The sequence below is a fragment of the Rhodococcus sp. FG69 genome, from assembly GCF_057808915.1.
On record NZ_JBMDIX010000001.1, the window covers coordinates 501,471 to 520,959 of the forward strand.

Genomic DNA, 19,489 nt, shown 5'->3' on the forward strand with positions numbered 1-19,489 from the left:
GACCTCGGCTACCCGCCGGGCTCGAGCCGCGCGTGTGTTGTATGCGTTGTTCGTAACTCGGCATCGTTCTTTACGGCGCATTCTCGAAGTTGTTGTTACCGACGCACATTCACATCTCTCAAGGATTGCAGGTAGGTTCGATGAACGATTCTCGAACAAGTATCGATTGGGCGGTCGGGGTTCTCATCGCCTTACGGGGATATTCCCCGGAACAGGCTTTCGGAGAATTGGTTTCGCATAGCTATACGTTCGATGTCAGCTTGCTGCATTCAGCGCGCTCGCTTGTTGCGGCCGCACGAGAAATTGCAGTCGATTCGCTACCCGTCGATGCCACCGAACGTGAGTGGGGCGGACTGCTTGCCGAACGGCGTCCGGTGGCGCGCGTCGACAACGTCGCCTGAGCAGCGAGGAACAGTTGGTCGCGGGCGACACAAACAAACCAAAGGACTGTAAAATGTGGCTTTGACCTACCCTCGGATCGATTTCGGCGCTATCATTCACAGAAGTCGGATCGGTACGGGTAAAGGTCGAGGAAGCCATGAGAACGGTGCTTGGAGTGTCCGTCGGCTCTGCCACGGCTCGCGCGACTGCCCTCGATTCGGCCGACGATTCTGTCCGTTCGGCCAGCGTCGCGCGCTCGTTCCTCCCGTCCGAGCATGTGTCAGCGGCACTCGAGCTGCTGGGGTCCATGGCGGCCGCGCAGCACGTCGAGCCTGCGGACGCCGTTCTGGCAGTGCCGGACGACCCGGCGTCACGAGTGCGAAACTCTGCGTATTCGGTTCATCGTTCCGATCGATTCGGCGTGGTGTCGGAGTTGGGTGCGCAGTTGCGGTTCCTTCGAGGAACCGGGCAGTTGGACGGACTCCGCACCGTCGCGGTGTGCGACGTGGGTGCCTCCGGGACGACGGTATCCATCGCCGACCCCGCCACCGGGCACGTCTTCTGCTCCAGGCGGACCACTGCGTTCGGTTCAGCCGTGTGCGACGAGGCGATCAAGAACTACCTGCTGTCCACTTATGGCGCCGACGAATTGATCACGAGTACCGCGCTCGACAGTCTCATGGTCGCAATCGGCGATGCCCGCGAACAGCTGTCGAGCCTGCGTGTCGCAGAAGTCCCCGGCCCTTTCGTCGGGGGCCCGGTTCGGTTGTGGCGCAGTTCTTTCGACGATATCGTCGAGCGCTCGGTTCGCTACGTCGAAGACTGGACGGCCGGCGTGATCGTCGACGCTCCCCACGCGGTGAACGCCCTCGTCATGGTCGGTGGATGTGCCCACCTGCCGTTGCTGCGGCGGGTGTTCCGTCGCGATCTGAGGTTACCCGTTCTCGTTCCAGCGATGCCCGAGTCGCTCACCGCGCACGGTGCAGCGTTGCTCGCTTCCGACGAGGTACGAGGCCGATCGAGGCGACCACTGGTCGCCATCAAGACGATGGCGGCCCAGTCCGTTTTCGTCGGAACTTCCTACGACTCGGTGCCTCGTCACAGGTCCGCCTGACCCTGGGTAGAGGAACAGGTGGCAGGTTGGGGCTGCTATGACGTGACACAAGCCCGGTCCCACTCATGTACTGTCGGCGCCCGGCCCGGTAGGTTGCCACGAATGAGTGAGAATGTGACCGCCACCGAGACCTTCGACCCAGCAGAGCACGTGCGAGAGATGGTCGGGCGTCACTATCGGGCCGCGGACTACTACGAGGTCGGTAGAGAGAAGGTGCGTGAGTACGCCCGCGCCGTGCAGGACTTCAATCCAGTGCACTGGGAGGGCGACGCCGCGAAAGCCCTCGGCTACCCGAACGTCGTCGCGCCCCTGACGTTCATGTCGTTGGTGGGCACACTCGCGCAGAAGCGTCTGCTGCAGAAGATCGCCGTCGGATTCGACCTCAGCCAGATGCTGCAGACCGATCAGATCCTGCAGTACCACCAGCCCATCGTCGCCGGTGACCATCTGTACTGCGACGTCTCGCTCGACTCCTACAAGGAGGTCATGGGCAAGGACATGATGGTCACCAAGAATATCGTGTCCAACCAGCGCAACGAACTGGTCCAGACGACGTATACGACGCTACTCATCGGCCGCGAGGGCGACGTCGACAAGGGCATCGTCGAAGCAGCCGAGAATCTGGTCATGCAGGGCGCAACGTCGCTGGCCGCCCGCGCGGACGCAGCGGCGCACGAGGACGACGAGCAGGTCGAGCATCCACCACTCGTCGTCGTGGACACCTCGTCCTCGCCCACGGTGGCGTTCGACAGCGTGTCGGTCGGCGATACTCTGCCGAGCAAGACCTTCCGGCTCACCCGTGGCGATCTCGTAAACTACGCCGGTGTCGCCGGCGACGCGAACCCGATTCACTGGAGCGAGCAGTTCGCCAAGCTCATCGACCTGGACAACGTGTTGGCGCACGGGATGCTGACCATGGGCCTCGGTGGCGGCTACATCACCGAGTGGCTCGGCGATCCCGGTGCCGTGAAGGACTACACCGTCCGGTTCACCGCGCCGATCCCCGTCGACGGCCACCGCGCCGCCGAAATCAAGTTCGAAGGCAAGATCAAGTCGCTCGACCCCGAGTCGCGGACGGCCGTCGTCGCTCTCAACGCCACGTTCGAGGGTAAGCGGATCTTCGGTCACCGGGCGACCGCGACAGTCACGTTGGCGTAGGGCGCTCGGGTCCCAGCGCTCGGGTCCCAGGGCACGGGTTCCCATCGCTCGGCCCCATCGCTTGAATGGTTCACCCATACGATCAGATAGCGCGGGTGGTCCATTCAAGCAGTGGTCCGGTGTATGCGACCGCGACGACCACGATCACAAGCCGTCGGATCGTCGGCACAGCGTATCGGTTTGCGGACGATCGACTCGGGGCATTCCCCGCTGCATGAAGGTCGGGATAGCAGTCTGTGCCGTCGTCGCGGTGGCGGGTTCGTTCGTCGGGTCGGGCGCTTGGGTGGGAACGCCCATCGCTGAGGCTGCTGGCGGTGCCCTCGGTGCGACGTCGACGCTCGTTGCCCCGTCCGGCCCTGCGTTCTCGATCTGGTCCCTCATCTACGCGGGTTTCCTCGCCTACGCGCTCTGGCAGTTCTTCGCCGGTCCCCGGCACACTGCCCTTCGCGGACCGATCGCCCTGTCGATGCTCCTGAACGCGGCGTGGATTCTGTCGATCCAGGCGGATCTTCTGTGGTTCAGCGTCGTGATCATCGCGTCGCTGCTGGCAGTCCTGGTTCGTGTTTTCGTGCTGACCCAGGCGACGCCTCCCGAGAACACGCTCGACGCGATCGTCACAGACGGGACGATGGGCCTGTACCTGGGTTGGGTGTGCGTCGCGACGATCGCCAACGTCACCGCGTGGCTCGTCGCCGTAGGTGTCACCGGTGGCGCGACGTTCTGGGCCGTCGCGATGGTGGTGATTGCCGCGGGTGTCGGTGTCGGTCTCGCGACGTACTCTGGCGGCGCGCTCGCCCCGACATTGGGCATCGGCTGGGGGCTGATGTGGATCGCACAGGGCCGCCTGGCAGGTGATCTCGACAGTGCCACAGTCGGGTGGACGGCCACTGCCGCCGCACTGGTTGTCGGTGTTCACACCGCGGTGATCCGAAGTCCGCAGCGCGACCGTGAACTGGTATCCGTCTAGCTTCACGAACCCTGTACGACGGCGAACGACGGCTTTCGGCTGAAGTCGGCGCGTAAGAGTCCGTAGTTCTGTTCGGAGTCGGACGCGTCGGTGCCCGAGTCGCGCAACGAGTGCACGAAGACCGGCCCGACATACGGCAGTTTCGACGCCTGAGCCACGCTGCTTCCGATGATGGCGGCCTGCGCGTCCTCGGAAACCGCCATCGGTCCGTTGCCGGTCGGTGCACCGAGTTCGGTGATCCAGATCTTCTTGCTGCCGTCGCCGTTGGCGGCCATGGTGCCGTACGCCTGATCGACCTGTGCCCACTGACCGTTCGGGTCGTTCTCCACGGTGAAGGGGAATGTGTACGGGTGCAACGCGACTGCGTCCATCAACCCAGCGGCACCTGCCGCGTACATCTGCTGCAGAAACGTGACGGGGGCGCGTTCGTCCCACCGTTCGGCGTTCAGGTCGTGCAACCGTTCACCTGCTTTGACAGCAGTGTTGCGGTCGAGGAGATACCGACGGCATTCCGCGACGAACTGCTCCGGGTCGTCGAATGTGGGTAGCTCGAAGATCGAGCCGAGAGATCCCACTGCAGCGGAGCTTCCGACGACCGGTAGACCCTTGCTTGCAGCGTCGAGAATCTTGACGCGTACTCCACCTCCGGTGGCGACCGGCGCGATGAGGGCGCGACAGGTGCCGAGTAACTCCTGCAGGTCGTCGACGAATCCGAGATCGCGCACACCCTCGGGGTAGTCGGGATCCGTTGCGCCGTCGGCTTTCGCGCCGATGATGCAGAGCTCGGCGCTCTCGATTCCAGCCGAGATTGCCGGCCAGTACTGCAGCGCAATCTTGAACGCTTCCTGGTTCGGCGGCCACCCGCGAGTGCCCATGAACACCAGACGTTTCTCGGTCTCGCTCGAGTCGAGTCGCGGAGCTGGTTCCAGAGTGAGGTCGATCCAGCGGGCGTCGCGTACCCCGTTGGCGTGGTACATCTCTGCTTCTTCGGCATCGTAGGTTCCGACGGCATCTGCTGCGCGCGCGACGCGGATCTCGTCACGCAGGATACGCGGCGCCTCGATGCGTCCGGCGAATCCACGTGTCACCTTCCACACCTGGGATTCGGTGTTCACGGTGTTGATGACGAACGGCGAACCGTATTTCGCCGAGCGTATGAACGGCTCGGCCATGTAACTGTGCTCTGCCACATAGACATCCGAGATCGACTCGTCGATGGCGGAGACGAAGGCATCGGCGTCGTATCGACCGTGCACGATACTTCGGGTCGGTCGCAGCGACCTCGCGAGTAACCGAGCGTTCACCCCGGGCTTCGGGATACGCGTGACGTCGGGGTCCAGTGAGGGCTCCGTATTCCGATCGCTGGTACGAGCGGGAGCTCTGCACTCGCTAGCTGACGTCGGACGCGCGGTGATGATCACAGGTCTCGTTGCCGTCGCCGTCGGATTTCTGTTGTCACTGTGCTTGGATGCAACGTCGGGGTTTGCAGACCTTCTGCCCTCGCTCTTGCTACTCGGTGTGGCCTTCGCGTTCATCTACGGTCCGTTGACGTCCGCGTCCGTCGAAGGTGTCGAGGAGTCGGTGCACGGCGTTGCGGGCGGGATCGTCTACACCGGCTTCCAATTCGTTGCGGCATTGGGCATTTCACTGGCCACCATGGTGCTTGTGGCCGGTGGCCACAGCACTCCAGGAATCGACGACTACCGTCGGGCGCTGATCGTTTCCAGCAGTGGCAGCTGTGTTGGCACTCTTGGTTGGGGTGTTCACGATGTTGCGCCACCGGGGGAGAAAATCGGTGGCAGGCGCGGGGGAGTGCGCACTAGCGTGTCCCGTGTGACGCTTCCACTGCGCATTCTTGTGACGGGCAGTTCCGGCCATCTAGGCGAGGCGCTTGTTCGCGTGCTCGGGTCGCGCGGCCACCACGTGGTCGGGTTGGACATCGTGGCGTCGCCGTGGACCACGCACGTCGCGTCGATTGCCGATCGCGCGGCGGTCCGTGAGGCGGTGGGCGGCGTCGACGCGGTCGTGCACTCCGCGACGTTGCACAAACCGCACGTGGACAGTCATTCGAAGCAAGACTTCATCGATGTCAACGTATCCGGAACGCTGGTTGTCCTGGAGGAATCGGTGAGGGCAGGCGTCGGACGGTTCGTGTTCACGAGCTCTACGACGACCTTCGGCCGGGCGATGACGCCACCCGCCGGTGCGCCCGCGTCGTGGATCACCGAGGACGTCGTCCCTGTTCCGCGAAACATATACGGGGCGACCAAGACGGCAGCGGAGGACCTGTGTCGGCTGTTCGCGCAGGATCACGGGCTCCCGGTTGTCGTGCTGCGGACCTCGCGGTTCTTTCCGGAATCGGACGACAGACCGGATGTTCGACAGGCCTACCCGGACACGAATCTGAAGACGAACGAGTTGCTATATCGGAGGGTCGATATCGCCGACGCCGTCGATGCTCACGAACGTGCGCTGGAGTCTGCCCAGCGAATCGGATTCGGCCGGTACATCATCAGTGCCACAACGCCGTTCCGGGAATCGGATCGCGCCGAACTGAGGGTCGACGCACCCGCTGTGGTGCGGCGACTCTTCCCTCGGTACGCACAGATCTACGACGATCTGGGGTGGCGGATGTTCCCGAGTCTGGACCGGATCTATCTCAACACCGCTGCCCGTCGGGAGCTCGGTTGGCAGCCGGTTCATGACTTCGCCTCGGCCATTGCGCGGCTCGAACGAGGGGAGTCGCCGTTCAGCCCGCTCACGTCGCTCATCGGGGCAAAGGGGTATCACGACAGGCCGACGGGTCCGTACACCCGGTGACGCAGACCCCTGTAGTTGGTGATCACGACCAGCTTCAGTTTCTTCCTACAACCCAGATGTTCGTTTACAACGTCGATCAGCGTTGTAAACGAACATCTCGGTTGTGAAGAGTGGGCTCGATCCACGGGTCCTTACACCCTTTGCCGGTCCCGATCGCCAGGTTGTCTCGATGTCGAGAACACCACGGACGTTGAAGTCGTTGCGCTGTGTCTACTGTTGAGCAGTGATCATCTGGTTGAACGGGACTCACGGTGTCGGTAAGTCGACCACAAGTTTGCTGGTTCAGCAGTTGATTCCCGACTCGCGAGTGTTCGACGCAGAAAAGGTCGGGGAGACACTGATGGACATCAAGCCCGGCTTGCCGACGACCGACAATTTCCAGCATTGGCCACCGTGGCGGCCGCTGGTGGTCGATACAGCTCGTCGGGTTCTCGAGTACACGGGCGGTGTGTTGGTGATGCCGATGACTGTTCTGGTCGAGGCGTATTGGGAGGAGATCAGCGGGGGCCTTGCCGAACATGGGATTCCCGTGAAGCACTTCGTGTTGCACGCTGATGAGGCCAGTTTGCGTCGGCGGATCATGGAGGACGAGGTCATGGGGCCTTCGTCTTTTCGACTGAGTCATCTGCAGAAGTATGTCGATGCCGCCGATACGTGGCTGCATACCACCGGTGAGGTAGTCGACACGTCCGGCATCGGTTCGTCCGAGGCAGCTCGTCGTATCGTCGATGCACTCGGTGGTACGTAAATTCAGCGACAGTGGACGTCATCGCAGCCATAATTGCCGACGTGACAACGGTCGAGGTAGTCGTCGCCCACGAAGAGCGCGCGACTCTACGTGTCGGCGAGGTGTTCTTGAAGGTCGACGCCGACCAGTCGAACACCGACATCGAGGTCGACGCTATGCGCCGGGCACCCGTCCCGACTGCGAAGATCCTGTGGCGCACGCCGCCGGTGCTTGCGCTTCTTGCACTTCCGGGTACTGCGCTTGCCCGTCTCGGTGAACCGTCCACAGCCTCGTCGGCGGCGTGGGCTGCTGCCGGACATGCGATACGGAAGCTGCACGATGCGCCGTTGCCGCCATGGCCTGGCCGCAGCCTCGATGAGCTTCTCTGCGAACTGGACCGCGAATGTGCGTGGCTGAACAGGCGCAGGATAGTCCCAACCGGCGTTGTCGACTACAACCGCCGCATTGCCGAAGGTGCACTGAGACAGTGGACGCCGGTGTTCACTCACGGTGACCTTCAAGCTTCGCATGTGTTCGTCTCCGGTGACGAGATCACCGGCATCCTTGACTGGTCCGAGGCGGTACCGGGCGATTCTCTCTATGACCTCGCAACTGTGACACTTGGGCACCCAGAACGCCTTGGAGACGTCGTCGCCGGTTATGGCACAGACGTCGACCGCGAGGTCATCCGCGCATGGTGGTCCTTGCGCAGCTTGAGGGGTGTCCGATGGTTGGTCGGACACGGTTTCGATCCGACCGCGCCAGGCTGCGAAGTGGATGTACTGATGAGACAGGCGAATCGGGGCTAGCGGAGAGACGACACGTCCGGGCCCGCACCGGTACCGAGCCGGTAGTTATGGGCCAGGGACACGATCAGGCTGGGTGCACCGTTGACGACCAGCATGTGCACATCCTTTCGTCAGCCACACCAGAACCAGTGACCCGACGCCTCGATCGTCACAGGGCGGCGTCGATGTCATGTACGCAGCTACCCTCGGGTATGGCCGTTTTGCAGAACCACCCCCTGTCCGGATTGGAAAGCACGTACGCCGACGAGCTCGCCGACCTCACCGTGCCCTGGCAGGGCGCCGAGACGCCCGATCCGACACTGCTGGTGGTGAACGAACAACTCGCGCAATTGCTCGGGCTGGACGTGGACGCATTGCGCCAGGAAGTGGGGATCTTGTCCGGCGGGACTGCACCGGAAGGCTCCACGCCGGTTGCGATGGCGTACGCCGGACACCAGTTCGGTGGGTATGCACCGCTCCTCGGTGACGGTCGGGCTCTGCTACTCGGGGAACTGCACGACAGCGAGGGCCGTCGCGTGGACCTGCATCTGAAAGGTTCAGGGCGGACACCGTTCTCGCGTGGCGGCGACGGTTTCGCGGTGGTCGGTCCGATGCTCCGGGAGTACCTGATCAGTGAGGCAATGTTCGCTCTCGGTATCCCCACGACGCGCTCGCTGTCGGTGGTCGCGACTGGACGCGGCGTGCTGCGCGACGGTGTCGAGCCCGGGGCTGTGCTTGCCCGAGTCGCCTCCAGCCACATTCGCGTCGGCACATTCGAGTTCGCGGTTCGCCGAGAGGGCGCACTGGGTCCACTCGCGGATTACGCGATCGCGCGTCACTACCCCGAGCTCGCCGATCGGCCCGACCGCTACCTCGCGTTCTTCGAAGCGGTAGTCGAAGTGCAGGCGTCGCTGGTGGCGCAGTGGATGCTGGTGGGCTTCGTGCACGGCGTCATGAACACCGACAACACCACCATTTCCGGTGAGACCATCGATTACGGGCCGTGCGCGTTCCTCGACGCGTACGACCCCGCCGCGGTGTTCAGTTCGATCGACCAGCGCGGCCGTTATGCTTTCGGCAATCAGCCTGCGGTGCTGACGTGGAACCTGGCTCGGTTCGGCGAAACTCTTCTCGGACTGGTGGCCACCACCCCGGACGACGCCATCTCGTCGGTGACGGCGGTTCTGGAGTCCTTTTCCACGCGTTACGACGCCCACTTCGCGGCCGGGATGGCCGCCAAGCTCGGTGTCGGAGTCGATACCGGCACACTGGTCGACGATCTGCTGACGATCATGGAGGACAACCGAGCCGACTGGACCGCCACCTTCCGCGCACTTGCCGACGAACTTCGAGGCAATCCGATCCCGCTGGATGCGGTGGTTGCCCGCGAGCACATCGGGCCATGGCTCGAGCGCTGGCGCGTAGAGCTCGCCGGCCAGGACATCTCGACCGTCGCCGACGCCATGGACCGGGTCAATCCGGTGTACATACCGCGCAACCACCGTGTCGACGCTGCGCTTCGTGCTGCGACCGACGGCGATCTGGGCCCGTTCGAGGCGCTCTTGGACGTCGTGACCCACCCCTTCGAACGCCGTGACGCGTGGTCGGATTACGCCGGTGCCGCACCGGACGAATTCAGTGCTGGGTTCCAGACATTCTGTGGGACGTGACGGCCCAGCTCAGAGGGCGGGATGCGCACTCAACACATCGGCGATGGTGCGGGCGAACCGCGGGAGCAACTCGGGTACTCCGGCGGATCGGGTCGGATTGATCTCGCCGATCGTCAGGACTCGCCATCGAGGGTCGGCGATCAGCACAGCCAGCGAATCGGCGAGTTGATCGAGCGTGGGACCGACGTTTCGTCCACTGGTGTTCTCCGACAGTGGAGCGTCGGTGAAGTCGAGGACATCGACGTCCAGGTGAACGGCGAACACCTCGTCGGGTAGTGCACGGAGCGCGGCGTCGGCGGCGGTGAAAGGGTCGTCGACGAGTTCGAGCTGCGTCGTGACGGAGATGCCGAGACGCGCGAGATGCTCCCGCTCGAATTCCGTGGACTGCGTGGGATCGACGCCGAGGAAGCTCAGGTGCCGTGCGTCGAGCAGCGGCGCGTGTCCGAGCGCATCGACGTACGCGGGAAGCGCGCCCGGCAGGTTCAGTGCGTGCGCCAATCCCATCCAGTCGAGTGCTCCCTCGTCCGTCGACTCGGGGGTGTTCATGTCGAAGTGTCGGTCCACGTAGACCAGGCCGGACGGACCAGAGGTGTGTCGCCTCAGCGCCGACACTGCGCCGGTTGCGATCGTGCAGTTGCCTCCCAGCACGAGAAGACGACGTCCGTCCCCCAGCGTGGTCGTGGCTGTGTCGGCCAGATGCACGACGGACTCGATCACCTGAGCTGCATTCTGCGCCCGCGGCTGTGCGGGGTCGGGGGTCCAGATCTGTTGCGGCAGATCACCGAGATCGTGCACGTCGATGCCCACCTCGGTGAGCGCCGTCAACATACCGGCGTCACGGAGAGCCCGGGGTGCCTGATCCTGTCCTGCGGCGTAGCTTCCCGCGCTGCTCGGAACGCCGATCACACTCAGGGGTGTCATCGCTCGGGTGCTTGCGATTCACGCAGCCGACGCCCCTGCTCGACGACGTCCGCATCCTTCTTGTCGTTCTTGTCCGACACCCGGGTGTCGCGGGGCGGAAGTTGCAACCGCTCCTCGGCGACGATCCCGGCTTGTAGCTGGCGTCCCCGTTCGAGTTCGGAGTCCAACTCCGCACCGAACAGCAGCGCCAGGTTGGTGATCCACAGCCACAGCAGGAAAATGATTGCGCCCGCGAGCGATCCGTAGGTCTTGTTGTAGCTGGAGAAGTTTGCAACGTAGAACCCGAATCCGGCGGTCGCCAGAATCCATACGACGATGCCGACTGCAGCGCCGTAGCTGATCCACCTGAACTTCGGCTGTTGAATGTTCGGTGTGGCGTAGTACAGAATCGCCACGGCGAGGACCACTACTGCGAGCACGAGCGGCCACCGTGCAAAGTTCCACACCGTCAGCGCCGTGTCACCGAGCCCGACGATGTCACCGACGGCAGCTGCGACGGGTCCGCTGATCGCGAGCATCACGGCAGCGCAGGCGATGAGTATCAACGCGATCAATGTCACCAGAAGCATCACCGGCCGCAGCTTCCACACAGGCCGGCCCTCGTCGACCTCGTACATTCGGTTCATCGCCCGGCCGAACGCCCCGACATACCCAGAGGCGGACCACAGTGCACCCGCGACACCGATGATCAATGCAAGTCCTGCGGTGGGTGCCTGGACCAACTGTTCGATCGGCCCACGCAACGTGTCCACGGCCGACGACGGACCGAGGTCTCCGACTATCTGCAACACCCCATCGACCGTCGCCTGCCCCTGCCCGAAGACTCCGAGCAGCGAGACGATGGCCAGTATCGCCGGAAACAGCGACAGCACTGCGTAATAGGTCAGTGCGGCAGCCAAGTCGGTGCACTGATCACGCGAAAACTCGCGCACGGTCTTCTTCAACACGAACAACCACGATGGTGTGGTCAGGTCGGTCGGCGAGTCGGGCTTGCGCGGGTCGTCGGGATCGGCGTCGACTGGTGCGGATGACGTCGAATCTTCTTTCACTTGGGCTTCATACCCGGACAGTAAGACCGGAAACACGGAAGTATGGACAACACGGGTTTGGACAATCGGGCAGCGGGGATCCGAACAGGATGAACCACGAAGGCGTCGAAGTGCGTGAGAACCAGGTGAGACCGTGCGGATAGCGGTGACGGGTGCGACCGGAAATGTGGGCACCGCACTGTTGCGCAAGGTCGGCGCCGAGACGGATGTGGTCGGTCTCGTGCGCCGCCCACCTGCGCTCGTCGGACCGTACGACCGGGCGAGCTGGGTGTCGGTGGACTTGGCTTCAGATGACTCGGAAACCACGTTGGCAGAGGTATTTTCGACGGTCGACGCCGTCGTACATCTGGCCGTCGCGTTTCAGCCGATGCGCGACCGCGACTATCTCGAACGGGTGAACGTCGGCGGCACGGCCAGGGTGACGCGTGCATGTGCAACAGCGGGCGTGACGCAGCTGATCCACCTGTCCTCGGGCGGCATCTACGCCGCAGGCGCCTACGGCGTCGAGGTCGACGAGTACTGGCCACGATCGGGAGTACCGACGTCGACGTACAGCATGGACAAAGCGGCGGCCGAGCTCGTGCTGGACGAATTCGGGAGCGCACACCCGGAAGTAACGGTGGCCCGACTACGTCCCGGGCTGATCGGTCAGTACGAGTTCGGCAGTGCCATATTGAGATACGCGCTTCCCGACATCGTTCCTTCCTCGGTTGTGGACCACCTTCCCGTCGTGCCGATCGACCGCACGTTCACGGTCCCGGCCGTGCACTCCGGCGACGTCGCCGACGCGGTGGTCCGAATACTGGACAGACGCGCGAGTGGGCCGTTCAATCTGGCCGCGCCGACTCCGGTACGTGCCGAGGATGTCGCAGATGCTTTGGGCGCGCGAATCGTTCCCACGTCACATCGAATTCTGTCCGCTGCTGTACGAGCAGGATTCGCGGCGCACATGCTACCTGTCCACCACGGTTGGGTCGATCTTGCGTTCGCGACGCCGTTGCTCGACACCGCCCGAGCGCAACGCGAACTCGGGTGGACGCCGACCGTCGACGGACCCGAAGTGCTGCGAGAAACGGTGCGCGGCATGCGGGAACGCGCGCACGCCGCAAGCCCGCCGATGCGCAAGAGAACGACCGCGGACCGAGTGCGTTCGTTCGGCCGGCGGGGCTTCGTCTCGCGTGGGAGGCCCTCGTGATGGACGACGAACTTCTGGCTGTGTTTCACCGCGCGTTCGACAGTGCACGAAGCGGAGATGCCCTGTGGCTGCGGGCGTTCGTCGATGCGGGTGGGTCGGTCGAGCTGACCAACGACAAGGGCGACACTCTGTTGATACTGGCGGCCTATCACGTCCAGCTCGACACGGTGTCGGTGCTGCTCGAACTGGATGCCGAGGTCGACCGGGTCAACGACAACGGCCAGACAGCATTGGCAGCGGCTGTGTTTCGACGATCCGAGTCGATCGTCGGTGCCCTGCTCGACGCTGGGGCGGACCCGGCAGCGGGAGCCCGGTCGGCGAACGCGATTGCGCAGTTCTTCGATCTGCCCGAGATGGCCGCGCTGCTCAGCCCGGCGAGTGAGTAGTTGCGTTCGACGGCAACTGCCCACTCACCGGGTGCGCCATGTCCTACTTTCGGGTCCGCTTCGCCCTGACCGCAGGCTTCGTCTTGACTGCAGCCTTGACGGAAGCCTTGGCCCCGACAGCCGGCTTCGACTTCGCAGGCGCGACCTCCGATGCCATCACCGCTGCAGCGCGATCCCACGCCCGGTGCAGGCCGACTGCGGAGAGCACCGCGTCGTTGAATGCCTTCACAGCTGTATCGCCGACGACGACGCCGGGATCCGTCGTCCCGATGCCCGCTCGTTCGAGGATCGCTGTTCCGTCACCCCATGCTGCGATCGCTTTGCAGTGACGAAATGCTTCCTGCAGCAACAGCATCAACTTGATGTCGGTCGACGGCGTTGTTCCGCCTGCGACGACGAATGCGTCGAATTCGATCGATCGGACCGTCAAGAACGTGCGCTCGACGACCTGGGTCCTGACGCCCTTGCCGAGCACGCCACCGGCCGCGGCGATGACGTGTACCGTCGCCCCGCGCCGCGCGGCGGCCGTGCGGAGCTTGCCGATGCCCGACAGGTCGGATCCCGAGTCGGCGATGACACCGATCTTTCGGCCGGCGATGGGCCCGGGTGTGTCGATGACCTGTGACAGCGCGGGCGAGATGAACACGTCGTCCAGCGGCGTTCCGGTCGGTGCGGGGAGCCCGAGTCCGGCGGCGACGCGCGCGCACAGGTCGGTATCGACGTTGGCGAGGACGGCGAGTTCGCGTTCCTTGATGGACTGCTCGTATACCTTGCCCAGTTCGAAGGTGAAGGCTTCGACCACGTGGTCCTGCTCGATCGCGGTGAGGCTGCGGTAGAACATCGTCGACTGGGTGAAGTGGTCGTCGAAGGACGCTGGGTTCGCCCGCACTGCCCTACCCTCGATGATGCGTTCGGTCTGCACGTAGCCGTGATCGCTGGCCCCTGCTACTTCTGGTTCACCGCCGTCGACTGTGTTGCTCAGGTACGGGGCAAGTCCGGTGTGCACTGCGGTCTGGTGCATACCGTCTCGCAGCATGTCGTTGACCGGTGCGTGGGGCCGATTGATGGGAAGCTGCGAGAAGTTCGGTCCCCCCAAGCGGGTGATCTGTGTGTCCAGGTACGAGAACAGCCGTGCCTGCATCAGTGGATCGTTGGTGACCTCGATGCCGGGGACGAGATGTCCGGTGTGGAACGCGACCTGCTCGGTTTCGGCGAAGTAGTTCGTGGGATTTCGGTCGAGGGTGAGCTTGCCGATCGGCTGCACCGGAACCAGTTCTTCCGGAACGAGTTTCGTCGGATCCAGCAGATCGATCCCTTCGAAGGTGTCGGTGCCGTCGTCGGGCATGACCTGGATGCCGAACTCGTACTCGAGCGGGGCGCCGGCCTTGATGCCGTCGGCCATGTCACGACGGTGGAAGTCCGGGTCGACGCCGGCAGCGATCTGGGCTTCTTCCCATACCAGCGAGTGCACGCCGGCGACAGGCTTCCAATGGAACTTGACGAGCGAGGTCTTGCCGTCGGCGTCGACGAGCCGGAAGGTGTGGACGCCGAAGCCTTCCATCGTTCGATACGACCGCGGAATCCCACGATCGCTCATGTTCCACATGACGTGGTGGGTTGCCTCGGTGTGGAGAGAGACGAAGTCCCAGAACGAGTCGTGTGCCGATTGTGCCTGCGGGAGTTCGATGTCCGGCTGTGGCTTTCCCGCGTGAATGACGTCCGGGAACTTGATTCCGTCTTGGATGAAGAAGACGGGGATGTTGTTCCCGACGAGGTCGAACGTGCCTTCATCGGTGTAGAACTTGACGGCGAAGCCGCGGGTGTCGCGCACCGTGTCCGCAGATCCACGAGAGCCGAGAACCGTCGAGAAACGCACGAAAACAGGCGTTTTGCGGCCTCGGTCGGCAAGGAAACCAGCCTTGGTGACCGTCTTTGCCGAGCCGTAGGACTCGAAAGTTCCGTGCGCTGCGGCGCCGCGGGCGTGTACGACGCGCTCCGGAATCCGCTCGTGGTCGAAGTGGGTGATCTTCTCGCGAAGATGGAAATCCTCGAGCAATGTGGGCCCGCGATCACCGGCTTTGAGCGAATGATCGGTGTCGGGAAGGCGCAGACCCTGGGCCGTGGTGAGGAAGTCTCCGGACTGCGCGCGGCTGTCGTGCGACCCGGTGGGGCCGACGGGTGCGGGCGCAGATTGGTCTGGTCGAGGTAGCGGAGGCATGGACGCCAACTTTCGTTTGGGAGGGTTCGCGGGCGCTCGGGGACGGAATCGATCGATCGACCGTAAGAACATCTGGTCGTGACTTCCGACTGCGGCTACTGCTCAACCACGCCTCGACGTTGTACCCGATCCGAGGTGTTCCAATCGTGTCGATCAGCCCGGGCTGACACTTCTCTCGGCGAGCAATGCGAGCCGACGCAGGGCTTCGGTGTTTCGTGGATGGACGAGTACGTGCTGGACCGAGTCGGGGATCAGGTTGAACGGCGGCGTCAACGCATCCTCGATCATTTCGATTCGGCATCCCGTGGCGAGCGGAGTCAGCCGCAGGGTGATATGTGCTTTGCCGAAGGGCATCGCCCTGGCTTCCAGCTCGAGCTCGCGACCGTCGTGACCGCCCAACGACCTCGTGTAGTCGCTCAACACTGCAGGCCATACGCCGACGGAGTGGTGAATCTTGGATCCTTCGGACGGCCAGGCCGGATCGACCGCCCGGATGCGGGACGCGCCGACCACCCACGTCGCATAGTTCCAGCCGTCGGACAGCACGCTCCATACCTCTTCGCAACTTGCCGTGGTCTCTCGAACTGTTGCCATGTTCTCGCCCCTTCTGCCGGGATCAATGTCGCAGAGTGCGACGCCCGCCGCTTGCCGGGTGCCCGTCCTGCAGGAATCCAAACTGCTGGTTCCAGGGTTGGATTCGGACCTACTGTCGGGCAGCACTATTCGCTCGAAAATTCTCGAGGAAACCACTTGGCAGTCGACCGGTGAGAGTGCTAATTTCTTCATCGCACAGTGAAGTAGCAGCCCGCTACAGGGGCGGGTGCAACGTCAGTACAGGAGGTGGTTGCTGTGCTTCGCTTCGATCCGTTTCGTGACCTCGATTCCCTTACTGCAGGGATGCTCGGTGCGTCGTCAGGTTCGGACCGTGCCCCGCGTTTCATGCCGATGGACCTGTACAAGGTCGATGACCACTATGTTCTGAGCGCCGACCTGCCCGGCGTGGACCCTGGATCGATCGATGTCGACGTCGACCGTGGCACCCTGACGCTGACAGCGCACCGAACTGCACCGGGTAGTGAAGGCGTGCAGTGGATTTCCTCCGAGCGGTTCGCCGGGACGTACCGTCGTCAGCTCTCACTCGGGGAGGGGATCGACACCGAAAGAATTTCCGCCTCGTACGACAACGGTGTGCTCTCCGTGACCATTCCGCTCGCCGAGCGGGCGAAGCCGCGCAGGATCGAAATCGCGCGGTCCGAGAACTCCGAGTCCAGACGGACCATCGAAGCGTCGTAGGCGTTAAAGGCCGGGGACCGCCGCATCGTCCCCGGCCTCGTCTCGGCGTACGTACAGGCGTTACACACTCAACCGATGTAGCAGGACGGTAGCTGCGTCGAGCACGACGTTTCGGTCGTATGTCAGCCGGTAGCTGTACGAGTGCCGCCCGTCATCGCTCGTGCCCCGCTCCAAGCCGACCAACGCCGCCGTCTGGAATGGGGCGACGACGATGATCGATCGTTCCAGGGCCAGTGGATCGGATGCGTCGACGGTGACGGCGCGATAGCGCGCAGCTTCTCTGGCCGGGCAGGGCTCGAACACCGCGGTCAACGCCGTCCGACCGGCCAACTCGTCGAGGATGGCATCGAACGAGTGTCGGGCGCCGTGATCAGGCCCCCGGGTAGCAATGACGATCGCTGACGGCCCCATCGCGGCGGCAGTGCGCAGCAGCCCCATTTCCATCTCGTCGTACAGCGACCGACCGCTACGTCGTGGCGCTCCGAGCGCGCTGATTACTCCGTACGGTGTCACTGCCGTCGGTACGCGGACCGTCACGGCCGGTTCCGGGTGCGCAGGGCGATGAGGAGTCAATATCTGCGTGAAATTGGGCAACGGACCAGGGGCGCCGTACAGCCAGCCCTGTCCCGCGGTCGCACCCATGTCCAGCGCTGTGCGCTCGTGCTCTTCGGTCTCGATTCCTTCGGCGAGAACGCGCGCGCCCGTCCGATCGGATTCCGCGGCGATTGCAGAGACGATCACCGCAGTCTCGGACGTCGATCTGCCCTGGACCATTCTCATATCGAGCTTGATGACGTCCGGCCGGATGAGAGGCAGCAACGCCAGGCTGGACGAGTCGGCACCGACATCGTCGATCGCGACGCGCCACCCCAGGTGACGAGCGTGCTCGACGGCTCGCAGCAGGCCCGCCGGGTTGCGCATCAAGTGGCGCTCGGTGATCTCGACCGTGATCGACAATGCGCCGGCCGCGCGGAGCAGGCCCGCTGAGTCGGCCGGAGGCGGGGCGTCGAGTGCGACCGGTTCCGCGTTGACGAACAAGACCATGTCGGGAGGCATGTGGGCGTCGAGTGCCCCGCGCAGAGCTGCCAGTCTGCACCGCCAATCGAAGGCAACCGTCGCGTTCATCACGTGGGCGGCCTCGAGCAATTCGATCGGGCTGGTCCACGGACTGTCCGCACACGGCCGGGTCAGCGCTTCGTAGCCCATGACGGCTCGGCTGTCGAGCGCGACAACAGGCTGATAGACCGGCTCGATCCCCACCGTGAGCGGCGTCACCGTCGACCGCGGCAGTGGCTGGCTCACGTTGCGCCTTCCTTCGAATCGGATTCGAGCAGCCCCCCAGCTCGCATCATCATGCCAAGCCGTCGAGGACAGGAACAGCGCCGGGCGATAGAGTGCCGACTACGCGTCAGGCAACGAACGGGAGTTCACGATGGCAGGCGGGGAGCCTCCTCTCGGTACGGATCTGTTCGCGGGCCGATATCGGCTCGGCGAGGTGCTCGGACGCGGCGGGATGGCCGACGTGTATCGCGCCGACGACCAGGTGCTCGGTCGTTCGGTCGCAGTGAAGATCTTCAGGCACGGTCAGCCGCTGAGCGCACCGCGCATCGACGCCGAGACCCGGACTCTCGCTGCGCTGTCGCACCCGGGGCTCGTCACCTTGTTCGACGCAGGAACTGCATCCGACGTCCCATACCTGGTGATGGAATTCGTCGACGGCCACACGCTCGGAACGTTCCGGTCCGGACATGCGCTTCGGCCTGCAGTGGTGGCCCGCATAGGTCACGACCTTGCCCAGGCGCTGTCGTACATACATGCTCGTGGAGTAGTCCATCGCGATATCAAACCGGCCAACATTCTGCTCGCGGGCTCACCCGAGGAGCCGACCGTCAAGCTCGCCGATTTCGGAATCGCCCGTATCGTCGATGCCGAAAGGCTGACCGAACACGGAACAACCGTCGGCACAGCACATTACGTCAGCCCCGAACAAGCCACCGGCGTCACTGCCGGCCCACCGTCCGACGTCTACTCGCTGGGTCTTGTGCTCATCGAGTGCCTGGTCGGTCGGATGGTGTTCGAGGGCAGTGCGGTCGCGGCGGCCGTGGCCAGGTTGCATCACGACCCAGCTGTCCCGATCGAGTTCGGCAGTCAATGGTCCTCGCTACTGACCGACATGACGTCCCGACGCCCGCAGGACCGGCCGTCGGCAGCCGATGTTGCGTTCCGTCTGCGGATGGTCGACACCCGATCGCCCACGGCTACCGCGGTGATGGTAGTCCCGGCTGCGGTCCCAGCGGCCGTCCCGTTCGAACACGACGACGGTCGCCGACCAACTCGCGCTTGGGTTCTGCCGATCGTGGCCGTGGCCGCCTTGGCGCTGGCCCTCGCTCTCGGGTGGTCGGCATTCGAGACGGACGAGTCTCCACTCCTCGAGCCGACGGCGCCGTCCACCTCGGAGATTCTGCCGTCGCAGACAACCGCACAGGCCACTGTCGAGCCGACGCCTGAGCCGGCGCCGGAGTCGGTGTCGCTTGCCCCCGCTTTCGTTCCGGCGCCCGTCCTCCCCGTGCCGACGGAACCAGTGCCCACCGAATCAGTGCCAACCGAGTCAGTGCCGGCGGAAACCGCGAACCCGAACAACGGCGCGCCCGGCAACAGTGGCAGCGGCAACGGCAACGGCAACGGCAACGGCAATGGCAATGGCAACAATGGCAATGGCAACAACGGCAATGGCAACGGCCGCAACAACTGACGCGCGTACTAGTTGCGGAGGGACTCCGTCTAGGGGTGCGCGGCCCCGTT

Annotated in this window: 18 protein-coding genes; 12 read left to right on the forward strand and 6 right to left on the reverse strand. The window is 64.1% G+C overall.

Annotation, left to right across the window (positions count from 1 at the left end):
- Nucleotides 1-140 precede the first annotated feature (140 nt).
- The 4 genes from ACODSO_RS02335 (at nucleotide 141) to ACODSO_RS02350 (ending at nucleotide 3,620) form a co-directional block, all read left to right on the forward strand.
- A complete protein-coding gene (locus ACODSO_RS02335; protein ID WP_068372046.1) occupies nucleotides 141-401 on the forward strand; it encodes an ANTAR domain-containing protein in 261 nt (86 codons plus the stop codon).
- A 137-nt stretch (nucleotides 402-538) separates the two neighbouring features.
- Nucleotides 539-1,495 carry an Hsp70 family protein gene (locus ACODSO_RS02340; protein ID WP_489034712.1) on the forward strand — a complete coding sequence of 319 codons (957 nt, stop codon included), beginning with the start codon at nucleotides 539-541 and terminating at the stop codon, nucleotides 1,493-1,495.
- A 102-nt stretch (nucleotides 1,496-1,597) separates the two neighbouring features.
- A complete protein-coding gene (locus ACODSO_RS02345) occupies nucleotides 1,598-2,653 on the forward strand; it encodes a fused (3R)-hydroxyacyl-ACP dehydratase subunits HadA/HadB (RefSeq protein WP_489034713.1) in 1,056 nt (351 codons plus the stop codon).
- Nucleotides 2,654-2,867: 214 nt separating this feature from the next.
- Nucleotides 2,868-3,620: a tryptophan-rich sensory protein gene (locus tag ACODSO_RS02350; protein ID WP_489034715.1), complete on the forward strand. Its 753-nt coding sequence runs from the start codon at nucleotides 2,868-2,870 to the stop codon at nucleotides 3,618-3,620.
- A 2-nt stretch (nucleotides 3,621-3,622) separates the two neighbouring features.
- Here the strand turns inward: ACODSO_RS02350 and ACODSO_RS02355 are convergent, their stop codons facing one another.
- Complete coding sequence (locus tag ACODSO_RS02355; RefSeq protein WP_489034716.1) at nucleotides 3,623-4,876, reverse strand: glycosyltransferase family 4 protein; 1,254 nt, start codon at nucleotides 4,874-4,876, stop codon at nucleotides 3,623-3,625.
- 589 nt (nucleotides 4,877-5,465) lie between these two features.
- Between ACODSO_RS02355 and ACODSO_RS02360 the strand changes: the two genes are divergently transcribed.
- From ACODSO_RS02360 to ACODSO_RS02375, 4 genes are all read left to right on the forward strand, one after another.
- The gene (locus tag ACODSO_RS02360) at nucleotides 5,466-6,440 is read left to right on the forward strand and encodes an NAD-dependent epimerase/dehydratase family protein (RefSeq protein WP_489034769.1); all 975 of its coding nucleotides are present in this window, start codon (nucleotides 5,466-5,468) and stop codon (nucleotides 6,438-6,440) included.
- Nucleotides 6,441-6,663: 223 nt separating this feature from the next.
- The gene (locus ACODSO_RS02365; RefSeq protein ID WP_489034718.1) at nucleotides 6,664-7,188 is read left to right on the forward strand and encodes a P-loop nucleotide/nucleoside kinase family protein; all 525 of its coding nucleotides are present in this window, start codon (nucleotides 6,664-6,666) and stop codon (nucleotides 7,186-7,188) included.
- Between the two features lie 11 nt (nucleotides 7,189-7,199).
- Nucleotides 7,200-7,976 (forward strand): phosphotransferase family protein, encoded by a 777-nt coding sequence (locus ACODSO_RS02370; RefSeq protein WP_489034720.1) that lies wholly within the window; start codon nucleotides 7,200-7,202, stop codon nucleotides 7,974-7,976.
- 164 nt (nucleotides 7,977-8,140) lie between these two features.
- Nucleotides 8,141-9,625, forward strand: coding sequence for a protein adenylyltransferase SelO (locus tag ACODSO_RS02375; protein WP_489034722.1), 1,485 nt, complete (start codon nucleotides 8,141-8,143; stop codon nucleotides 9,623-9,625).
- A gap of 9 nt (nucleotides 9,626-9,634) precedes the next feature.
- Here ACODSO_RS02375 and ACODSO_RS02380 read toward each other — a convergent pair whose 3' ends face one another.
- On the reverse strand, nucleotides 9,635-10,546 hold the full coding sequence (locus ACODSO_RS02380) for an arginase family protein (RefSeq protein WP_489034724.1): 912 nt from the start codon (nucleotides 10,544-10,546) through the stop codon (nucleotides 9,635-9,637).
- Complete coding sequence (locus ACODSO_RS02385; RefSeq protein WP_489034725.1) at nucleotides 10,543-11,595, reverse strand: YihY/virulence factor BrkB family protein; 1,053 nt, start codon at nucleotides 11,593-11,595, stop codon at nucleotides 10,543-10,545. The genes ACODSO_RS02380 and ACODSO_RS02385 overlap by 4 nt, the downstream gene beginning before the upstream one ends.
- Before the next feature lie 145 nt (nucleotides 11,596-11,740).
- On the opposite strand from ACODSO_RS02385, the gene ACODSO_RS02390 reads away from it, so the two are divergent.
- On the forward strand, nucleotides 11,741-12,790 hold the full coding sequence (locus ACODSO_RS02390; RefSeq protein ID WP_489034727.1) for an NAD-dependent epimerase/dehydratase family protein: 1,050 nt from the start codon (nucleotides 11,741-11,743) through the stop codon (nucleotides 12,788-12,790).
- Nucleotides 12,790-13,176, forward strand: a complete 387-nt coding sequence (locus ACODSO_RS02395; RefSeq protein ID WP_489034728.1) for an ankyrin repeat domain-containing protein — start codon at nucleotides 12,790-12,792, stop codon at nucleotides 13,174-13,176. The genes ACODSO_RS02390 and ACODSO_RS02395 overlap by 1 nt, the downstream gene beginning before the upstream one ends.
- Nucleotides 13,177-13,219: 43 nt before the next feature.
- On the opposite strand, the gene ACODSO_RS02400 is transcribed toward ACODSO_RS02395, so the two are convergent.
- Nucleotides 13,220-15,394 (reverse strand): catalase, encoded by a 2,175-nt coding sequence (locus tag ACODSO_RS02400; protein WP_489034730.1) that lies wholly within the window; start codon nucleotides 15,392-15,394, stop codon nucleotides 13,220-13,222.
- 153 nt (nucleotides 15,395-15,547) lie between these two features.
- Nucleotides 15,548-15,988: an SRPBCC family protein gene (locus ACODSO_RS02405; RefSeq protein ID WP_489034731.1), complete on the reverse strand. Its 441-nt coding sequence runs from the start codon at nucleotides 15,986-15,988 to the stop codon at nucleotides 15,548-15,550.
- A gap of 255 nt (nucleotides 15,989-16,243) precedes the next feature.
- On the opposite strand from ACODSO_RS02405, the gene ACODSO_RS02410 reads away from it, so the two are divergent.
- Complete coding sequence (locus tag ACODSO_RS02410) at nucleotides 16,244-16,687, forward strand: Hsp20/alpha crystallin family protein (RefSeq protein WP_068372285.1); 444 nt, start codon at nucleotides 16,244-16,246, stop codon at nucleotides 16,685-16,687.
- Nucleotides 16,688-16,747: 60 nt separating this feature from the next.
- Here ACODSO_RS02410 and ACODSO_RS02415 read toward each other — a convergent pair whose 3' ends face one another.
- Entirely contained in the window at nucleotides 16,748-17,989 is a 1,242-nt protein-coding gene (locus ACODSO_RS02415; protein WP_489034733.1) for an EAL domain-containing protein, read from the reverse strand.
- A gap of 130 nt (nucleotides 17,990-18,119) precedes the next feature.
- Here ACODSO_RS02415 and ACODSO_RS02420 point away from each other — a divergent pair, with 130 nt between their 5' ends.
- Nucleotides 18,120-19,439: a serine/threonine-protein kinase gene (locus tag ACODSO_RS02420; protein WP_489034734.1), complete on the forward strand. Its 1,320-nt coding sequence runs from the start codon at nucleotides 18,120-18,122 to the stop codon at nucleotides 19,437-19,439.
- Nucleotides 19,440-19,489: the final 50 nt, after the last annotated feature.